General features: G+C 63.1%; 19 protein-coding genes and 1 pseudogene. 12 read left to right on the top strand and 8 right to left on the bottom strand.

Annotated elements, in window-relative coordinates:
• Window positions 1-7: 7 nt before the first annotated feature.
• On the top strand, window positions 8-622 hold the full coding sequence (locus NPS58_RS21535) for a TetR/AcrR family transcriptional regulator (RefSeq protein ID WP_274117292.1): 615 nt from the start codon (window positions 8-10) through the stop codon (window positions 620-622).
• 74 nt (window positions 623-696) lie between these two features.
• Here the strand turns inward: NPS58_RS21535 and NPS58_RS21530 are convergent, their stop codons facing one another.
• From NPS58_RS21530 to NPS58_RS21520, 3 genes are all read right to left on the bottom strand, one after another.
• Complete coding sequence (locus NPS58_RS21530; RefSeq protein WP_274117291.1) at window positions 697-1,467, bottom strand: phasin family protein; 771 nt, start codon at window positions 1,465-1,467, stop codon at window positions 697-699.
• A 10-nt stretch (window positions 1,468-1,477) separates the two neighbouring features.
• A complete protein-coding gene (locus NPS58_RS21525; RefSeq protein WP_274117290.1) occupies window positions 1,478-1,897 on the bottom strand; it encodes a phasin family protein in 420 nt (139 codons plus the stop codon).
• A 187-nt stretch (window positions 1,898-2,084) separates the two neighbouring features.
• Window positions 2,085-2,360 (bottom strand): polyhydroxyalkanoic acid system family protein, encoded by a 276-nt coding sequence (locus tag NPS58_RS21520; protein WP_105642370.1) that lies wholly within the window; start codon window positions 2,358-2,360, stop codon window positions 2,085-2,087.
• 125 nt (window positions 2,361-2,485) lie between these two features.
• Here NPS58_RS21520 and ubiE point away from each other — a divergent pair, with 125 nt between their 5' ends.
• The 11 genes and pseudogenes from ubiE to NPS58_RS29690 all read left to right on the top strand — a co-directional run bounded on the left by ubiE (window position 2,486) and on the right by NPS58_RS29690 (window position 10,458).
• Window positions 2,486-3,256 (top strand): bifunctional demethylmenaquinone methyltransferase/2-methoxy-6-polyprenyl-1,4-benzoquinol methylase UbiE, encoded by a 771-nt coding sequence (gene ubiE / locus NPS58_RS21515; protein WP_028945562.1) that lies wholly within the window; start codon window positions 2,486-2,488, stop codon window positions 3,254-3,256.
• Window positions 3,256-3,879, top strand: a complete 624-nt coding sequence (locus NPS58_RS21510) for a ubiquinone biosynthesis accessory factor UbiJ (RefSeq protein ID WP_274117289.1) — start codon at window positions 3,256-3,258, stop codon at window positions 3,877-3,879. The genes ubiE and NPS58_RS21510 overlap by 1 nt, the downstream gene beginning before the upstream one ends.
• Window positions 3,876-5,483 (top strand): ubiquinone biosynthesis regulatory protein kinase UbiB, encoded by a 1,608-nt coding sequence (ubiB, locus tag NPS58_RS21505; protein ID WP_274117288.1) that lies wholly within the window; start codon window positions 3,876-3,878, stop codon window positions 5,481-5,483. The genes NPS58_RS21510 and ubiB overlap by 4 nt, the downstream gene beginning before the upstream one ends.
• A 72-nt stretch (window positions 5,484-5,555) precedes the next feature.
• Complete coding sequence (hisI, locus tag NPS58_RS21500) at window positions 5,556-5,948, top strand: phosphoribosyl-AMP cyclohydrolase (RefSeq protein WP_274117287.1); 393 nt, start codon at window positions 5,556-5,558, stop codon at window positions 5,946-5,948.
• Between the two features lies 1 nt (window position 5,949).
• Window positions 5,950-6,285 (top strand): phosphoribosyl-ATP diphosphatase, encoded by a 336-nt coding sequence (locus NPS58_RS21495; protein ID WP_274117286.1) that lies wholly within the window; start codon window positions 5,950-5,952, stop codon window positions 6,283-6,285.
• A 25-nt stretch (window positions 6,286-6,310) separates the two neighbouring features.
• Window positions 6,311-6,586, top strand: coding sequence for a twin-arginine translocase TatA/TatE family subunit (locus NPS58_RS21490; RefSeq protein ID WP_274117285.1), 276 nt, complete (start codon window positions 6,311-6,313; stop codon window positions 6,584-6,586).
• Between the two features lie 3 nt (window positions 6,587-6,589).
• A complete protein-coding gene (tatB, locus tag NPS58_RS21485) occupies window positions 6,590-6,970 on the top strand; it encodes a Sec-independent protein translocase protein TatB (RefSeq protein WP_274117284.1) in 381 nt (126 codons plus the stop codon).
• Window positions 6,967-7,758 carry a twin-arginine translocase subunit TatC gene (gene tatC / locus NPS58_RS21480; protein WP_274117283.1) on the top strand — a complete coding sequence of 264 codons (792 nt, stop codon included), beginning with the start codon at window positions 6,967-6,969 and terminating at the stop codon, window positions 7,756-7,758. The genes tatB and tatC overlap by 4 nt, the downstream gene beginning before the upstream one ends.
• Complete coding sequence (locus NPS58_RS21475; protein ID WP_274117282.1) at window positions 7,755-8,462, top strand: 16S rRNA (uracil(1498)-N(3))-methyltransferase; 708 nt, start codon at window positions 7,755-7,757, stop codon at window positions 8,460-8,462. Before tatC ends, NPS58_RS21475 begins: the two co-directional genes overlap by 4 nt.
• 79 nt (window positions 8,463-8,541) lie before the next feature.
• Window positions 8,542-9,603: pseudogene (locus tag NPS58_RS29695) on the top strand (methyl-accepting chemotaxis protein); the annotation flags it as partial.
• Window positions 9,586-10,458 (top strand): methyl-accepting chemotaxis protein, encoded by an 873-nt coding sequence (locus tag NPS58_RS29690; RefSeq protein WP_425313110.1) that lies wholly within the window; start codon window positions 9,586-9,588, stop codon window positions 10,456-10,458. The pseudogene NPS58_RS29695 and the gene NPS58_RS29690, both read left to right, overlap by 18 nt.
• Before the next feature lie 58 nt (window positions 10,459-10,516).
• Here NPS58_RS29690 and NPS58_RS21465 read toward each other — a convergent pair whose 3' ends face one another.
• From NPS58_RS21465 to NPS58_RS21445, 5 genes are all read right to left on the bottom strand, one after another.
• Complete coding sequence (locus NPS58_RS21465) at window positions 10,517-11,251, bottom strand: amino acid ABC transporter ATP-binding protein (RefSeq protein ID WP_274117588.1); 735 nt, start codon at window positions 11,249-11,251, stop codon at window positions 10,517-10,519.
• Window positions 11,244-12,206, bottom strand: a complete 963-nt coding sequence (locus tag NPS58_RS21460; RefSeq protein WP_274117280.1) for an amino acid ABC transporter permease — start codon at window positions 12,204-12,206, stop codon at window positions 11,244-11,246. The genes NPS58_RS21465 and NPS58_RS21460 overlap by 8 nt, the downstream gene beginning before the upstream one ends.
• A gap of 78 nt (window positions 12,207-12,284) precedes the next feature.
• Window positions 12,285-13,085, bottom strand: a complete 801-nt coding sequence (locus NPS58_RS21455; RefSeq protein ID WP_028945550.1) for a transporter substrate-binding domain-containing protein — start codon at window positions 13,083-13,085, stop codon at window positions 12,285-12,287.
• A 183-nt stretch (window positions 13,086-13,268) separates the two neighbouring features.
• Window positions 13,269-15,842 carry a glucans biosynthesis glucosyltransferase MdoH gene (mdoH, locus tag NPS58_RS21450; protein WP_274117279.1) on the bottom strand — a complete coding sequence of 858 codons (2,574 nt, stop codon included), beginning with the start codon at window positions 15,840-15,842 and terminating at the stop codon, window positions 13,269-13,271.
• On the bottom strand, window positions 15,835-17,550 hold the full coding sequence (locus tag NPS58_RS21445; RefSeq protein WP_274117278.1) for a glucan biosynthesis protein G: 1,716 nt from the start codon (window positions 17,548-17,550) through the stop codon (window positions 15,835-15,837). The genes mdoH and NPS58_RS21445 overlap by 8 nt, the downstream gene beginning before the upstream one ends.
• Window positions 17,551-17,615: the final 65 nt, after the last annotated feature.

Genomic DNA, 17,615 nt, shown 5'->3' with positions numbered 1-17,615 from the left:
AGAACGGATGAAAACCCGCGACCGTATTCTGGAATGTGCCCTGCAGCTGTTCAACCAGCAGGGCGAGCCCAATGTCTCGACCCTCGAGATTGCCAACGAGATGGGCATCAGCCCCGGCAACCTGTACTACCACTTCCACGGCAAGGAGCCGCTGGTGCTGGGCTTGTTCGAGCGCTTCGAAGACGAGCTGACGCCACTGCTCGACCCGCCCCTGGAGGTGCGCCTGGATGCCGAGGACTACTGGCTGTTCCTGCACCTGATCGTCGAGCGCATGGCCCAGTACCGTTTCCTGTTCCAGGACCTGTCGAATCTCACCGGCCGCCTGCCCAAGCTGGCCCGTGGCATGCGCAACCTGCTCAACGCCCTCAAGCGCACCCTCGCTGCCCTGCTCGCCAGCCTCAAGGCCCAGGGACAGGTGACCAGTGATACGCGAGCCCTGGGGCAACTGGTGGAGCAGATCACCCTGACACTGCTGTTCTCCCTCGACTACCAGCGGGTGTTGGCCCGTGAGGGGGAAGTGGGTGTGGTGGTGTACCAGGTGATGATGCTGGTGGCGCCGCACCTGGAGAACGGCTCCCGGCATGCGGCGGAGCAGATTGCCCTGCGCTACCTGGATGGCTGAAAGCATCGCGGGGCAAGCCCGCTCCCACAGATCATGTGGGAGCGGGCTTGCCCCGCGAAAAATCCGCCTGAAAATCAGGACGGGTTGAGCGGACTCACCGAAGCCGATGGCGCAGGAGCCGCCGGTGCTGCCGGCGCCGAAGCAGCAGGTACTGCGCTCGGTACAGGCGCCGCACTGGCCGCTGGTGCTGCTGGCTTGGCCGGTGCTTTCTTCACCGCAGGCTTTTTAGCCGCGGCAGGTTTTGCGGCAGGTTTTGCTGTCGCTTTGGCTGCTGCCGGCTTGGCTGCAGGTTTGGCAGCCGGCTTGGCCGCTGCAGTCTTCGCTGTCGCAGGTTTGGTCGCAGCCGTTTTAGCCGCAGGTTTGGCTGCGGCTTTCGGTGCAGCTTTGGCCAGCGGCTTGGCTGTAGCTTTAGTGGCAGCAGGCTTGCTGGAAGCCGACTTGGCCGAGGCACCGGTCAGCTTCTCGATCTGCTTGGTCAGCGTGTCGACCTGCTGGTGCAGCGCCTTGACCTCATTGCGGCTCGGCACACCCAGGCGTGAGATGGCACTGTTCAGGCGCTTGTCGAAAGCCTCTTCGAGCTCGCTCCACTTGCCCAGCGCACGGTCTTTCACATCACCCACCCGAGAGGTGGCCGACTTGGCCGAAGCCTTGGCCGCGTCAACGGAACCCTTGGCCTGCTTTTCAGCCTTCTCGCCGTCTTTGACCAGGGACTCGAAGAGCTTGTTGCCGTCCTGGTCGATCTTGGAGTAGATACCCAAACCAGCCAGCCAGATCTTGCGGGAATATTTCTCGATTCCCCCGACCCAGGAGCTGCTTTCTTTATCGCTATTCTTCTTGCCAGCCATCCCGATCTCCTTATTGTTTGCGCGCGACACGTTCGAGCAATGCCGTCAGCTCATCGAGCTTGGCAGAAAGTGCCTCCACGTCATGTTTAGACGGTATGCCGATGCGATTCAAGGCGCTGGCGACCCGTGTGTCGAAAGCCTTTTCGATTTTATCGAGCTGGACTTCGACCTTGCCCTTCACACTGGAGATCTCGCCCTTGACCGAGTCGATCTGGCTGTTGGCTGCATCGAGCTCGAGGTCGATACGTTTCTTGCTGCGCTTCTCGACAGTTTCACCGGCCTTGACCAGCTCTTTCAGGTAGTCGGCACCTTCCTGGCCCACCCGGACATAAGCACCCAGGCCTGCCAGCCAAATTTTGCGCGCGTAGCCGCGCACCTCGCCCAGCGTACGCTGGGTGTCATCTTTCTTCTTCAGGATCACTTTGGCCATGCTCTGCACCTCACGCTCGAATAGATATGGAGGAACTGCCCATGGAAGTTGGGCTTGAGCATACGGTAGGGATAAAAATTAGAAACGGCACACTAATAAGGACAGCTGCAAGCTTCAAGCGGCAAAGAAAGAGCAGCGGTGATCCCGATGCCTTCGCCCCACCACGAGCCACTTGCAGCTTGCGCCGCTAGGCGAGCGCCTTATCGAGGGCCCGCTCGATCTCGGACTTGATGGTCCCGCTCATCATCGACAGCATCATCCCCAGCTTGAGCTCGACCTTGATGCTGTCTTCGCCGATCTGCACGCTGCCATTGGCGCCACTGCGCTTGACCTCGACCCGGTCGCCGTCCCAGCGGGCGGTGAGGTCGTATTCGCGGGCCAGTTTGTCGACCAGGGCCTGGGCCTTTTCCCGAGCCGCTTGGCGGCCCAGGCTGTGTTTGCGTTCAACGCTGATCTGGGTCATTCATTCAATCCTGGGTTCAGAGGCATACTGACTATTATGCCCGCGCCCTACCTGCGACACACCCCGCCAAGACAAATCCGACCGTACGCCCTAGAATGGCCAGTAATTTTTTCCGGTGAAGCGATATGAACGATCAGCGCAAAGGCGACAACGCCGAACCCGTCACCCATTTCGGCTATCAGAACGTGCCGGAAAGCCAGAAAGCGGAGAAGGTCGCTGAGGTTTTCCACTCTGTAGCAGCCAAGTACGACCTGATGAACGATGTGCTTTCCGGCGGCATGCATCGCCTGTGGAAGCGCTTTACCATCGAGCTGTCCGGTGTGCGCAGCGGCAATCGGGTACTGGACATTGCCGGTGGCACCGGTGACCTGGCCGCCAAGTTCTCGCAACTGGTCGGCCCGACTGGCCAGGTGGTACTGGCCGACATCAACGAGTCGATGCTCAAGGTCGGTCGCGACCGCCTGCTCGACCGTGGGGTGGCCGGCAATATCGAATTCGTCCAGGCCGACGCTGAAAAGCTACCGTTCCCCGACAATCACTTCGATTGCGTGACCATCGCGTTCGGCCTGCGTAACGTCACCCACAAGGAAGACGCCATCCGCTCGATGCTGCGGGTGCTCAAGCCAGGCGGCCGTCTGCTGGTGCTGGAGTTCTCCAAGCCGACCAACAAGCTGATGTCCAAGGTCTACGACGCCTACTCGTTCGCCTTCATGCCGCTGGCCGGCAAGCTGATCACCAACGATTCGGAAAGCTACCGGTACCTGGCCGAGTCGATCCGCATGCACCCCGACCAGGAGACCCTCAAGGCCATGATGGTCGAGGCCGGTTTCGACCGCGTCACCTACCACAACATGACCAGCGGCATCGTCGCCCTGCACCGGGGTATCAAGCCCTGATGCTCCTGGCCGGTCTTCTCGCCAGCGTCGAACACGGCCTCAACCGTGTCCTTCGCCTGGACAGCACGGCGCTGCCGCGCCTGGCTGCGCTCAATGGCAAGGTCATTGCCATCGACTGTCGCCAGCCGGCACTGCAACTGTTCATCCTGCCCGGCGAAGATGGCCTGATGCTGGCGGCCCACTGGGCGGTCGAAGCCGACTGCACCCTGCGCGCGCCGGCCAGCAGCCTGGTGCGCCTGGCCCTCAGCCAGGACAAACCGGCGGTGCTGCACAGCCCACAGGTGGAACTCGAAGGCGACAGCGCGGTGTTGCTCGATCTGGTCGCGGTGCTGCAGGATCTGGAGCTGGACTGGGAATACGAAGTCTCGCGCTGGCTGGGCCCGGTCGCCACGCAGTTGCTCAGCGGCCACCTGCGCAGTCGCGCCAGCTGGACCCGCCAGGGCTTCGCCAACTTGAACCAGAACCTCTCCGAGTACCTGGCCGAAGAAGCCCGTACCCTGGTCGGACAACGCGAAGCCGAAGCCCGGTTCAGCGAGCTCGACACGCTCAAAGTCGATATTGAACGCCTCGAGGCGCGCATCGAGCGCCTTGCCCGATCCCTTGATACCAGCGATAACGCATGAAGCTGCTTGCCGTCCGCCGTCTGTTGCGCATCCAGAGCGTAGTCATCCGCTACCGACTCGATGACCTGCTGTTCGACCTTCCGCTGCCCTGGTGGCTGATGGCCCTGCGGCACCTGATGCCCTGGCGCTGGTTCCCCCGCAAGACTCTCGAGCTCAGCCGTGGCGCACGCCTGCGCCTGGCCTTGCAGGACCTGGGACCGATCTTCATCAAGTTTGGCCAACTGCTCTCGACCCGCCGCGACCTGCTGCCCGAAGACATCGCCGATGAGTTGATGCTGCTGCAGGACCGGGTGCCGCCCTTCGACCCTCAAAAGGCCGTGGCCCTGATCGAAGAACAGCTCGGGGCGAAAATCAGCGAGGTGTTCAGCCGCTTCGACGTCGAACCCCTGGCTTCGGCCTCGGTGGCCCAGGTACACGCGGCCAAGCTCAAGAGCGGCGAAGAGGTGGTGGTCAAGGTAGTGCGCCCGGGCCTCAAGCCCATCATCGCCCAGGACCTGGCCTGGCTGTTCCTGATTGCCCGTGGCGCAGAGCGCGTATCGGCCGATGCCCGCCTGCTGCACCCGGTAGAAGTGGTCAACGACTACGAGAAGACAATCTACGACGAGCTCGACCTGCTGCGCGAGGCGGCCAACGCCAGCCAGCTCAAGCGCAACTTCGAAGGCTCGGAGATGATGTACGTGCCCCAGGTGTACTGGGACTGGTGCCGCCCCAAGGTGCTGGTGATGGAGCGCATCTACGGGATCCAGGTCACCGACCTGGCCACCCTGGCCGACCAGCGCACCGACATGAAGATGCTCGCCGAGCGCGGTGTCGAAATCTTCTTCACCCAGGTGTTTCGCGACAGTTTCTTCCACGCCGACATGCACCCGGGCAACATTTTCGTCAGCACCGTCAAGCCGTGGAGCCCGCAGTACATCGCCATCGACTGCGGCATCGTCGGCAGCCTGACCCCCGAAGACCAGGATTACCTCGCCCGCAACCTGTTCGCCTTCTTCAAGCGCGACTACCGCCGCGTGGCTCAGTTGCACATCGATTCGGGCTGGGTACCGGCCCACACCAAACTCAACGAATTCGAAGCGGCCATCCGCACCGTGTGCGAGCCGATCTTCGAAAAGCCGCTCAAGGACATCTCCTTCGGCCAGGTGCTGATGCGCCTGTTCCAGACGGCGCGGCGCTTCAACATGGAAGTCCAGCCTCAACTGGTACTGCTGCAAAAAACCCTGCTCAACATCGAGGGCCTGGGGCGTCAGCTATACCCCGAGCTGGACCTGTGGAGCACTGCCCAGCCGTTCCTGGAACGCTGGATGCGCGAGCGCGTTAGCCCCAAGACCCTGCTGCAGAACCTGCACGGCCAGGTCGAACAGATTCCGCACCTGGCCGGCATGACGCGCGATTTGCTCGAGCGCATGTCGCAACCGCACCTGGCCGACCCGCCCAGCCCCTGGCAGCAGAAAGGCGATGGCTGGGCCTTGCGCCTGCTCGGCGCCGGCCTGCTCGCCGGCGGCGCAACCCTGGCCGCCGGCGCCGTGAGCCTCAGCGCCCCGGCTGCCTGGCCGGCCTGGCTGATGCTTGCCGCGGGCCTCTACCTGATAGTGCGTCGATAGCCAGCCGCGCCTGTGGCTGGCACACTAGCGCAAGGGCCCGGCAGAGGATCGGGCCCTGATTTGGAGCCGAACATGAAAGACTGGCTGGACGAGATCAACTGGAACAGCGATGGCCTGGTACCGGCCATTGCCCAGGACCACAAGACCGGGCGCGTGCTGATGATGGCCTGGATGAACCGCGAGGCATTGAGCCTGACCGCCACCGAGCAGCGTGCCATCTATTGGTCGCGTTCCCGTGGCAAACTGTGGCGCAAGGGTGAAGAGTCCGGTCATGTGCAGAAACTGCACGAAATGCGCCTGGACTGCGACGCCGACGTGATCATCCTGATGGTCGAGCAACTGGGGCATATCGCCTGCCATACCGGTCGCGAGAGCTGCTTCTACCGTGTCCATGAAAACGGTGAGTGGAAAACCGTCGACCCGGTCCTCAAGGATCCCCATGCCATCTACAGCGCAGGACACTGACATGAGCGACACCCTGACCCGCCTGGCTGAAGTACTGGAGTCGCGCAAGGGCGCCGAGCCCGAAAGCTCCTATGTGGCCAGCCTGTATCACAAGGGCCTGAACAAGATCCTGGAAAAGCTCGGCGAAGAGTCGATCGAGACCATCATTGCTGCCAAGGATGCCGCCCACAGCGGAGATTACAGCGATGTCATCTACGAGACCGCCGATCTGTGGTTCCATAGCCTGGTCATGCTCGCCGCACTGGGCCAGCACCCGCAGGCGGTGCTGGACGAGCTGGACCGTCGCTTTGGCCTTTCCGGGCACGCCGAAAAGGCCGCGCGCCAGCCTTCGGCCTAACTGAATTATCTCGAGGGATTGCACCATGGGTATTTTTGACTGGAAACACTGGGTTGTCCTGCTGGTCGTGGTGGTACTGGTGTTCGGCACCAAGAAGCTGAAGAACCTGGGCAGCGACCTGGGCGAATCGATCAAGGGCTTTCGCAAGGCCATGAACGAGGAAGAGTCCAAGCCTGCCGAATCCACCCCGCCACCGGTACAACCTGCACCGCCCGTCCAGCCTCAGGCCTCGCCGCTGAACCAGCCGCAGACCATCGACGGCCAGGCACACAAAGTCGAAGAGCCCATCAGGAAAGATTGATCAATGTTCGGGATCAGCTTCGGCGAACTTCTGCTCGTAGGCCTGGTGGCCCTGCTGGTACTCGGCCCCGAGCGCCTGCCCGGTGCCGCGCGTACCGCCGGCTTGTGGATCGGCCGCCTCAAGCGCAGCTTCAATGCGATCAAGCAGGAAGTGGAGCGCGAAATCGGTGCCGATGACATCCGCCGCCAACTGCACAATGAGCACATCCTTTCCATGGAACAGGAAGCGCGTAAGATCCTCAACCCGCAGAGCGTGAGCCCCCAGCCGCCGGCAACCCCGGCTGCCAGCGGCGAAACCGCCGCCGCGCCTACACCGGCCAGCAGCGACACCGCGCCAGCCGCCAGCGTGACCACCGAACCGACACAGCCCCCGCGAGCCCCATGAGCGATATTCCGGAAAACGACCAGCCGATGCCGCTGGTTTCGCACCTCACCGAGCTGCGTACACGCCTGCTGCGCTGCGTCGCGGCCATCTTCCTGATCTTCGCCGGGCTGTTTTCCTTCGCGCAGCAGATCTACACCCTGGTCTCGGCGCCCCTGCGCGCCCACTTGCCGGCCAACGCAACGATGATCGCCACCGACGTGGCCTCGCCGTTCCTGACGCCGTTCAAGCTGACCATGATCGTCTCGCTGTTCCTGGCCATACCGCTGATCCTGCAGCAGATCTGGGGCTTCATCGCCCCTGGCCTGTACCGCCACGAAAAGCGCATCGCCATTCCTCTGCTGATCTCCAGCATCTTCCTGTTCTACGCCGGGATGGCCTTCGCCTACTTCCTGGTGTTCCCGCTGATCTTCGGTTTCTTCGCCAGCGCGACCCCGGAAGGGGTGTCGATGATGACGGACATTGCCAGTTACCTGGACTTCGTCATGACCCTGTTCTTCGCCTTCGGCGTGGCCTTCGAGATCCCGGTGGCCGTGGTGCTGCTGGTGTGGATCGGCGTGGTCGACGTGAAGTACCTGAAGAAAATCCGCCCGTACGTGATCATCGGCTGCTTCGTGGTCGGCATGGTCCTGACCCCGCCGGACATCTTCTCCCAGACCCTGCTCGCGGTGCCCATGTGGTTGCTGTTCGAAATCGGCATCTTGTTTGGCTCGTTGATCCGCAAGCGCAGCGCGCAGCCCGATGATGCCGCCGACGACCATAACGACCAGCCGCCAGCGACCCAGCCGTGAACCTGCTGCTGCTCGAGGAGGCCGACTTCATCGCGGCCGACCGCGTGGTCCTGGCCGACCGGCGCTTTACCCACATGCAGGACATCCACCGCGTGGCAGTGGGCGACAGCCTGCGCGTCGGTCGCATCGGCGGGCTGATGGGCGAAGCCCGTGTGCTGCGCCTGGAAGGCCATGAAGCGGAGCTTGCGGTCAGTTTCGACCGAGAACCACCGGCCAAGCTGCCGCTGACCCTGGTGCTGGCCCTGCCGCGCCCCAAGATGCTACGCCGGGTGTTCCAGACCGTCGCCACCATGGGTGTGCCCAAGCTGATCCTGGTCAACAGCTACCGGGTCGAGAAAAGTTTCTGGCAAACGCCGTTCCTCGAGCCCGAGGCGATTCGCGAGCAACTGATCCTCGGCCTTGAGCAGACCCGCGACACCCTCCTGCCCGAAATCATCATCGAGAAGCGCTTCAAGCCCTTCGTCGAAGACCGCCTGCCGGCCATCGCCGCCGGCACCCTCGGCCTGGTCGGCCACCCGGGCCCCTTCCCCCCCTGCCCGCGCGGCCTGAACGAGCCGGTCACCCTGGCCATCGGCCCGGAAGGCGGCTGGATCCCCTACGAGATCGACCTGCTGGGCAAGGCAGGCCTTGCCCCGGTGCAACTGGGCGAGCGCATCCTGCGCGTGGAGACAGCGGTTACCGCCCTGCTCGCTCGTCTGTTCTGACTTCAGTTTTGCGCTCCAGCGCCGATGCATTGGCACCAGAACAATAAATCGCCTCTGCCGATCGCAATGGAGTCCCACCATGTACCGTTGGTTAGCCCTGCACCTGGGTAACGTGAGCGTCAATCGAAAACTCGGCATCGGCTTCGGCCTGGTGCTGCTGCTGACCTTGAGCATAACCCTGACCGGCTGGCAGGGCATCAGTGGCATCACCCAGCGCGGCGATACCCTGGGCGGCATCTCCCAGGTCCTGCAGGCCACCCTCGAATTGCGAATCGCCCGCCAGGGCTACCAGATCCATGGCGACGAAGCCTCGGCGCAGAACCTCGAAAAGGCCCTGGCAAACCTCGAGCGCCAGCTGCACGTGATCGACCTGCGCATCACCCGCCCCGAAGACCAGCAACACATCGAGAAGCAGCAGCAGGCCGTGCGCGACTACCGCCAGGCCCTGCACCAGGCCGACGAAGCTTCGAAGCAGCGGGAAGCCAGCCGCCAGGCCATGGCCAGCAGCGCCGACCAGGCCGTGGCCCTGATCAGCGACGTCGAGCAGCAACTGCTCGGCGGTGGCGATATGAACCTGTTCAACAGCGTCGTCGGCGCCGGCAAGCTGTTGCAGCAAGCACGCTTCCAGGTGCGCGGCTACACCTATAGCGCCAAGTCAGAATTCCAGCACGCCGCATTCGAGGCCATCGACCAGGCCACCGCCCAACTGCGGACACTGGCCGAGGTGCTGCCGGCCAACTTCACCAGCAGTTTCCAGCAGGCCATACGGGCCCTGGACACCTACCGCGCAGCGGTCGTCCAGTTCGGTGCCGCGCAAGCCGCCAATGAGCAAGCGACACAGCACATGGCCGGCCTGGGCCAGACCCTGATCGACCAGAGCCAGCAGTTGACCACCGCCCTGACCCAGGTGCGCGATGAAGAGTCGCAGCACGCCAAGTCCATGCTCACCCTGGCCACCGTCCTGGCCCTGTTGTTCAGCCTGCTCGCCGCCTGGGCCATCACCCGCCAGATCGTCATCCCGCTGCGCATCACCCTCGGCGCCGCCGACCGCATTGCCAATGGCGACCTGCGCCAGGACCTCAACGTCGAGCGCCGCGACGAACTGGGTCAACTGCAGCGCAGCATGCAGCGCATGACCGTCAGCCTGCGCGAGCTGATCGGCGGCATCGGTGATGGCGTCACCCAGATTGCCAGCGCCGCCGAAGAGCTGTCGGCGGTCACCGAGCAGACCAGCGCCGGGGTCAACAATCAGAAGGTCGAGACCGACCAGGTGGCCACCGCCATGAATGAAATGGCCGCCACCGTGCATGAAGTTGCACGTAACGCCGAAGAAGCCTCGGAAGCTGCCGTGGCAGCCGACCAGCAGGCCCGCGAAGGCGACCGGGTGGTGGGCGAGGCCATCGCCCAGATCGAGCGCTTGGCCAGCGAGGTGAACCACTCCAGCGAGGCCATGGGCCAGCTCAAGGCCGAGAGCGACAAGATCGGCAGCGTGCTGGATGTGATCAAGTCGGTCGCCCAGCAAACCAACCTGCTGGCCCTCAACGCCGCCATCGAAGCGGCCCGCGCCGGGGAAGCCGGGCGCGGCTTCGCGGTGGTGGCCGATGAAGTGCGCAGCCTGGCCCAGCGTACCCAACAATCCACCGAAGAAATCGAGCAATTGATTGCCGGCTTGCAGAACGGTACCCAGCAAGTGGCCACGGTGATGGATGCCAGCCGCAGCCTGACCGACAGCAGCGTCGAACTGACCCGTCGCGCGGGCACGTCCCTGGAGACCATCACCCGTACGGTGTCGGCGATCCAGGCGATGAACCAGCAGATTGCAGCGGCGGCCGAGCAGCAGAGCGCGGTGGCTGAAGAGATCAACCGCAGCGTGATGAACGTACGGGATGTGTCGGACCAGACTTCAGCGGCCAGTGAAGAGACGGCGGCGTCCAGTGTCGAGTTGGCGCGGTTGGGGAATCACCTGCAGACGCTGGTCGGGCGCTTCCAGTTGTGAACCGTATCGCGGGGCAAGCCCGCTCCTACAGGCAGGAGCAGGCTTGCCCCGCGAGGGCTTACAGCACCTGGCGCAAGAACGCCTGGGCGCGCAGGTCTTTGGGCGAGGTGAAGAACTGCTCGGGCGGCGAGTCCTCCAGCAGCTTGCCATGGTCGAAGAACAGCACCCGGTCTGCCACTTCACGGGCAAAGCCCATTTCGTGGGTCACACAGACCATGGTCATGCCTTCCAGGGCCAGGGTCTTCATCACATCCAGCACTTCGCCGACCATTTCCGGGTCCAGCGCCGAGGTCGGCTCATCGAACAGCATGACCTTCGGATCCATCGCCAGGGCGCGGGCGATCGCCACCCGCTGCTGCTGGCCACCGGACAAGCGCGACGGGTACTCGTTGGCCTTCTGGCCGATCCCGACTTTCTCCAGCAGCGCCCGGGCCTTGACCTCGCGCTCGACCTTGCTGCGCTTGCGCACCACCTTCTGCGCCAGGCACAGGTTCTCGAGCACGGTCATGTGCGGGAACAGGTTGAAATGCTGGAATACCATGCCGACTTCGCGGCGGTAGGCGTTTACGTCGGTCTTGGGGTCGGCCAGTTGCAGGCCATCGATGGCCACGGTGCCCTCGTCGAAGGACTCCAGGCCGTTCAGGCAACGCAGGAAGGTCGACTTGCCCGAGCCGGACGGGCCAAGCACCACCAGCACTTCGCCCTTGGCGACGTCGGTGCTGACGTGATCGACCGCTCGCACCACTTGCCCACGGGTATCGAAGACTTTTACCAGATCTCGGACTTCAATCACTTTGCGCAAGCCTCCGCTCAAGCCGGCTGGCCATGTGCGACAGCGGCAGGTTGATCAACAAGTACAACCCGGCAACGCAGAACCAGATCTCGAAGGTCGAGAACGAGGTCGTGATCGCTTCGCGCCCGCTCTTGGTCAGTTCGGTAATGGCAATCACCGACACCAGCGAGGTGTCCTTGACCAGGCTGATGAACTGCCCGGCCAGCGGCGGCAGCACGCGCTTGAACGCTTGCGGCAGTACCACATGGCGCATCGACTGGCTTGCGCTCAAGCCAAGCGAACGTGCGGCTTCGCCCTGCCCCTTGGCAATCGACTGCACGCCGGCACGGACGATTTCGGCCACATAGGCGCCGGTGAACAGCGCCAGCGCCGCCACCCCGGCAAACTCCCGGGACAGGTTGAGCACGGTGCCGATGAAGAAGTAGAAAATGAAGATCTGTACCAGCAGTGGTGTGCCGCGCACCAATTCGACGTAGACCGTGGACAGGTCACGCAGGGTCGGGTTGCTCGACAAGCGGCACAGGCCGGCAAACAGGCCAATCACCAGGCCCAGCACGCCAGAGGCCACGGAAATCCAGATGGTTGTCCACAGCCCCCATGCCAAGGGGCCGGCAGCCCAGTGGTGGGTTACGCCAATCAGGTCGCCTTCGGCAACATCATCGCCACGAGACAGCTGCACACTGGCCTGTTCGACCTCGAACACCTGCTCGGTACCACTCTCGTCGCGCACGGTGATGGTGGCCATGTCGCCGTTGGGGGTGATCGACTCGATGGTGCCGTTTTCGGGCGCGCGCTGGGCGACTTCTGCCTGGTAGGCGAAGTATTGCGGCACCCGGTTCCAGCTCCACTCGTAGGAGATCATCGAGGTCGCGTAATACAGGCTCAACGCCAGGCCCACCAGGACCAGCGCGGTGAGCCCGTGCCAGGGCCACTGGGATTTTTTGTGTTTGATCACGTAAGGGTACGTCCGTAAAAGCGAACGCGCAGGGCCAGCCTGCGCGTCGGGTTTCAAGCCAGGCTCCAGGCCGTGACCTTATTCCATGTCCTTGAGCCAGGCGGTGTCCTTGAACCACTTGTCGTGGATTCGATCATAGGTACCGTCGTGCTTGATCTGGTGCAGGAAGTTGTTGATGAAGTTCAGGCTGTCGTAGTCGCCCTTCTTCAGGCCGAAGGCCAGAGGTTCGAAGGTGAACGGTTTGTCCAGGAACAGCAGCTTGCCGGCACCGGCCTTGTTGACGGCAACCACGTTGTAGGGAGCGTCGTAGACGAAGGCATCGGCCTTGCCGTTGACCACGTCCATCACCGCTTCCTGCTCGTTGTCGTAGCCATGGTACTTGGCCTTGCCGATCAGTTTCTTGGCGACCATCTCACCGGTGGTACCGAGCTTGGAGGTCAGGCGATATTTCTCGTTGTTCAAATCCTTGTAGGACTTGATCTCGCCCGCCAGCTCCTTGCGGATCAGCAGGGTCTGACCGACAACGATGAAGGGTTCGCTGAAGTTCAGCTTCAGGTTGCGCTCCTGGGTCAGGGTCATGCCGCTGCTGATGATGTCGAACTTGTCGGTCATCAGGGCCGGGATGATGCCATCGTAGGAGGTGGAGACCATCTCCAGCTTGACGCCCATGGACTTGGCCATGGCCTTGAGGATATCGACTTCGAAGCCGACGATCTCGCCGCGCTTGTTGGTCATCTGAAACGGCATGTAGGTAGGGTCCATGCCTGCACGCAGGGTGCCACGCTTGACCGCATCATCAATGGCCCCGGCTGCCTGGGCGGCATTGACCGCGACCAGCGCCGTGACGCCGACCAGCAGCATCGACAGATACTTTTTCAACATCACCAGATCCCCCAGCAAGAAAGCTCGAATTTTATTTTTGTCGCGAACCGTCCTACAGACGGGTGCGAGATATTCGGAGGGGATGCTAACGCATGGACAGCGTTGTGGGTATCGGAAAAAGGAGGGAGGCGGTCGCGGGGCAAGCCCGCTCCTAAAGGTAGGAGCGGGCCTCGCGATGAATCAGGCGCTGGCCATCGAAGGCTGCGCTACCGACTCGGGATGCAACGGCAGCAACGGCGAGTGCGGATCGTTGGCAATCGACTGACGCCACACGCTCAGCCAGGCCTCGTTCTTCTCGTCCCACACACGGTTGTGCAGGCGAGCCAGGGCGACCGGGTCGCTGAGCAGGGCCAGGCGGGTGTGGCCGTCCAGGCCAGTCGGCCCCAGGTCCAGCGCCATCTCGATTCGCTCGGCCCGCAGCGACTCGATCGGTGCTGCGACACCGTGACGCGCAGTCGCCAGGGCACACGCCAGGGCGTTCTGCTGCGGATCGACCACGGCACGGACGAAACCGTCGTGCATGGCGTGCCAGCGGTTCTCGTGGGTGTACTGGTCGGTTGCCAGCAGCTCGTGGGGCGTGGCGTATTCCTCAGGGATCAGGAACAGGCTCTCGTCCTTGGCGCGCAGGCCCAGGTGCACACGGCTGGAGATCACCGACACCGGAATCGACAGCATCAGCGACCCCACGATCGGCACCAGCCACCACAGGAAGCTCGGGTTCAACCAGGCCACCAGCAGCGCCCAGGCCACGCCCAGCAGGGTCTGCGGGCCATGACGGCGTACCGCTTCGCTCCACGGGGTGGAGTCGTCGTCACGCTGCGGCGAATTCCAGGTCGCGGCCCAGCCGAGGAACGCGGCGAGCACAAAGCGGGTGTGGAAGATCATCCGCACCGGTGCCAGCAGCATGGAGAACAGCATCTCCAGCAGCATCGACAGGGTGACCTTGAAGCGCCCGCCAAACTCTTTCGCACCCTTGGCCCAGATCAGGATGACGCTGAGCAGCTTGGGCAGGAACAGCAGCACGATGGTGGTGGAGAACAACGCGATGGCCTTCTCCGGATGCCACTGCGGCCACAACGGGTAAAGCTGGCGCGGTTCGAGGAAGTACTGCGGTTCCATCAGGGTGTTGGTCGCAAGCAGCGCTGTCGACAGCACCAGGAAGAAGAACCACAGCGGCGCCGACAGGTACGACATCACCCCGGTGAGGAACACCGCGCGGTGCACCGGGTGCATGCCCTTGACCAGGAACAGGCGGAAGTTCATCAGGTTGCCGTGGCACCAGCGCCGGTCGCGCTTGAGCTCATCGAGCAGGTTCGGCGGCAACTCTTCATAACTGCCCGGCAGATCGTAGGCGATCCACACGCCCCAGCCGGCACGGCGCATCAGCGCAGCTTCGACGAAGTCGTGGGAGAGAATCGCACCTGCGAACGCGCCCTTACCCGGCAGCGGCGCCAGGGCGCAGTGCTCGATGAAGGGCTTCATGCGGATGATCGCGTTGTGGCCCCAGTAGTGCGACTCGCCCAACTGCCAGAAGTGCAGGCCGGCGGTGAACAGCGGACCGTAGACGCGGGTGGCGAACTGCTGCATGCGGGCATACAGGGTGTCCATGCCCGAGGCTTTCGGCGCGGTCTGGATGATACCGGCGTCCGGGTTGGCTTCCATCAGACGCACCAGACTGGTCAGGCATTCGCCGCTCATCACGCTGTCGGCGTCCAGCACCACCATGTAGCGGTAGTCGCTGCCCCAGCGACGGCAGAAGTCGTCGAGGTTGCCGCTCTTGCGCTTGACCCGGCGACGGCGGCGACGGTAGAAGATCCGCCCGAAGCCCTTGGACTCGCGACACACCTCGAGCCAGGCCTGTTGTTCGGCCACGGCAATGTCGGTGTCGTTGGTATCGCTGAGCACGAAAAAGTCGAAGCGATCCAGGTCGCCGGTGGCAGCCACCGACTCGAAGGTCGCACGCAGGCCAGCGAATACCCGTGGCACATCTTCGTTGCAGATCGGCATGACGATGGCGGTACGCGCACCGGCTTCGATCGGCTCGTTACCGGCACTGCTGCCGGAGATGCGGTACTTGTCGCGGCCGGTCAACAGCTCGAGAAAGCCCATCAATGCGGTCCAGAAACCGGCCGACACCCAGCAGAACAGGATGCCGAACAGGATCAGGATGCTGGTCTGCAGCGCATACGGCCAGACCTGCGTCGCTGTTTGCAGCAACGGCTGGTGCATGATTTCGTCGAGGTCGACGAACGACCAGCCCTGGTACGGCAGGATGCCCTTCATGTACCAGCCGGCGACGATGGTCTGGCCGAGCATCAGCGCCAGCAGGATATAGCGACGCATGGAACCGACCCAGCGCCAGCGTGCCTTGGGCAGCTCGCGCTTGGCCGGTGGCGGGGCGTTGGTACGCCCCGTCAGGCGGCGCCAGGCACGGATCAGGATGTTGGTCCGCCATGGCTCGGGAATCACCCGGGTACGCTTGATCGGTGGTGTGGCCTTCAGGCACACGCGACCGCTGGCGTCGAGGCCGAGCATCTCGGCCTCTTCCATTTCAGCGGCGCTGGTCAAGGTCAGGCGACTGCCCACCGAGGCCTGCACGGCCTCGGCATCACGGACGGTCGGCTGCGCCGACAAACGCTGGTGCAGCTCGCTGAACGAGGTGCAACTGGCAAGTTCTGCCCGCTGCTCGTCGCTCAGTGGTAAGTGGGCCAGGTATTCGCCAAGCGATTCTGGCCGTGCTTGAGAGTTACTCATCGGCAGGCAACTGGTAGCTCCAGGTCTCGGTCAACACCTGTTCGGTGGTGGCCGGTGTCCCGGTGGTAGGCGCCGCGTCGGCGGCAGGTTGCTCGGCAGGCTTCTCGGCCTTGGCATGCTTGGCCGCAGCTTTGTCCTGCTTGGCAGGTTTGGCTGGCTTGGCCGGCTCGACCGGAACGTCACGCAGCAGCGCCGCGCGCATTTCCACGGACTTGCTCGGATCCTTGATCTTCATCCGCAGGGTCAGGCGCCAGCCTTTGATTTCCGGGTTGTAGCGCAGGTTGTTCTCGACCAGCTCGGCGTTGTCGCCGACGCTGACCTGGCTGCGCACAGCGGTGTCTTCTGGCAGTTTAGCCAACACAGGGCCTTCGAAATCGACCAGGAAGGCAACACTGCCGTCTGGCTGGCGGATCAGGTTGGACTGCTTGACGTCACCGGTAGAACGCAAGGTCTGCTTGACCCAGCCCAGGTTCGGCGAGTGGAACTCGGACTCGTCGATGGTCCAGTGCAGGCGGTAGGCGTATTCGAACGGGGTGCCTGGCTCCGGCAGTTTTTCCGGGCTCCAGAACGCAACGATGTTGTCGTTGGTTTCGTCGGCGGTCGGGATCTCGACCAGGTCGACAGTCCCCTTGCCCCAGTCGCCAACCGGCTCGATCCAGGCGCTTGGGCGTTTCTGGTAGTTGTCGTCGAGGTCTTCGAACTGGCTGAACTCACGTTGGCGCTGCAGCAGGCCGAAACCACGCGGGTTCTCGACGCTGAAGTTGCTCACGGCCAGGTGTTTCGGGTTGTTCAGCGGACGCCACAGCCATTCGCCATTGCCGGCGTGGATCGACAGGCCTTCGGAGTCGTGCAGGGCCGGACGGTAGTTCAGCACCTTGGACGGCTGGTTGCCGCCGAACAGGAACATGCTGGTCAGCGGGGCAATGCCCAGGCGGCTGACGTGGTCACGCAGGAACACCTTGGACTTGACGTCGACAATGGTGTCGCTACCCGGACGCAGGGTCAGGCGGTAGGCGCCGGTGGAACGCGGCGAGTCGAGCAGCGCATAGATCACCAGGTGCTTGTCGGTGGGCTTTGGACGCTCGACCCAGAACTCGGTGAAGCGCGGGAATTCTTCGCCGGACGGCAGCGCGGTGTCGATGGCCAGGCCACGGGCCGACAGACCATACACATGCCCCTTGCCGACCACGCGGAAGTAGCTGGCGCCCAGCAGGGTCATGATCTCATCCTGCTTGTCGGCCTTGTTGATCGGGTACAAGACGCGGAAACCGGCGTAACCCAGATTCTCGGTGGCCTTGGGGTCGAACTGTACATTGCCGAAATCGAAGCGGCTCGCGTCGTACTTGATCTCGTTGACCGAGGTAGCCGTGACTTCGTTGATTTTCACCGGCGTGTCGAAGTGCATGCCCTGGTGATAGAACGACAGCTTGAACGGGGTCTTCTCATTCGCCCATTCGGCCTTCTCATTAAGGAAGCGAATCTGCTGGTAGTCACCGTATTTCATGTCACGGAACACGGCCGGCAGATTGCTTTTCGGAGCCTCATATTTCTGTCCGGCAAGATCCTTCGCCTTGGCCGCGACATCGTCAAGGTTGAACGCCCAGAGCTGGCCAGCGCTGAACAGGCCTACCAGCGTAGCGCCCGCCAGCAGGGCCTTGCGCAGCCGATTGCCAGGAGTTCTTGGTGCATTACAGGGACTTACAATCACGAGCAACCCTCGCCGAAAACAGATCTAAAGAACCAACGGCCAGCGACAAATGCCAGGTTGGCGAG

The organism is Pseudomonas putida (assembly GCF_028682455.1).
GTDB classification, from domain to species: domain Bacteria; phylum Pseudomonadota; class Gammaproteobacteria; order Pseudomonadales; family Pseudomonadaceae; genus Aquipseudomonas; species Aquipseudomonas putida_AA.
Note: the sequence above shows the minus strand (reverse complement) of the source record. Positions and strands in the feature narration are given on the sequence as shown.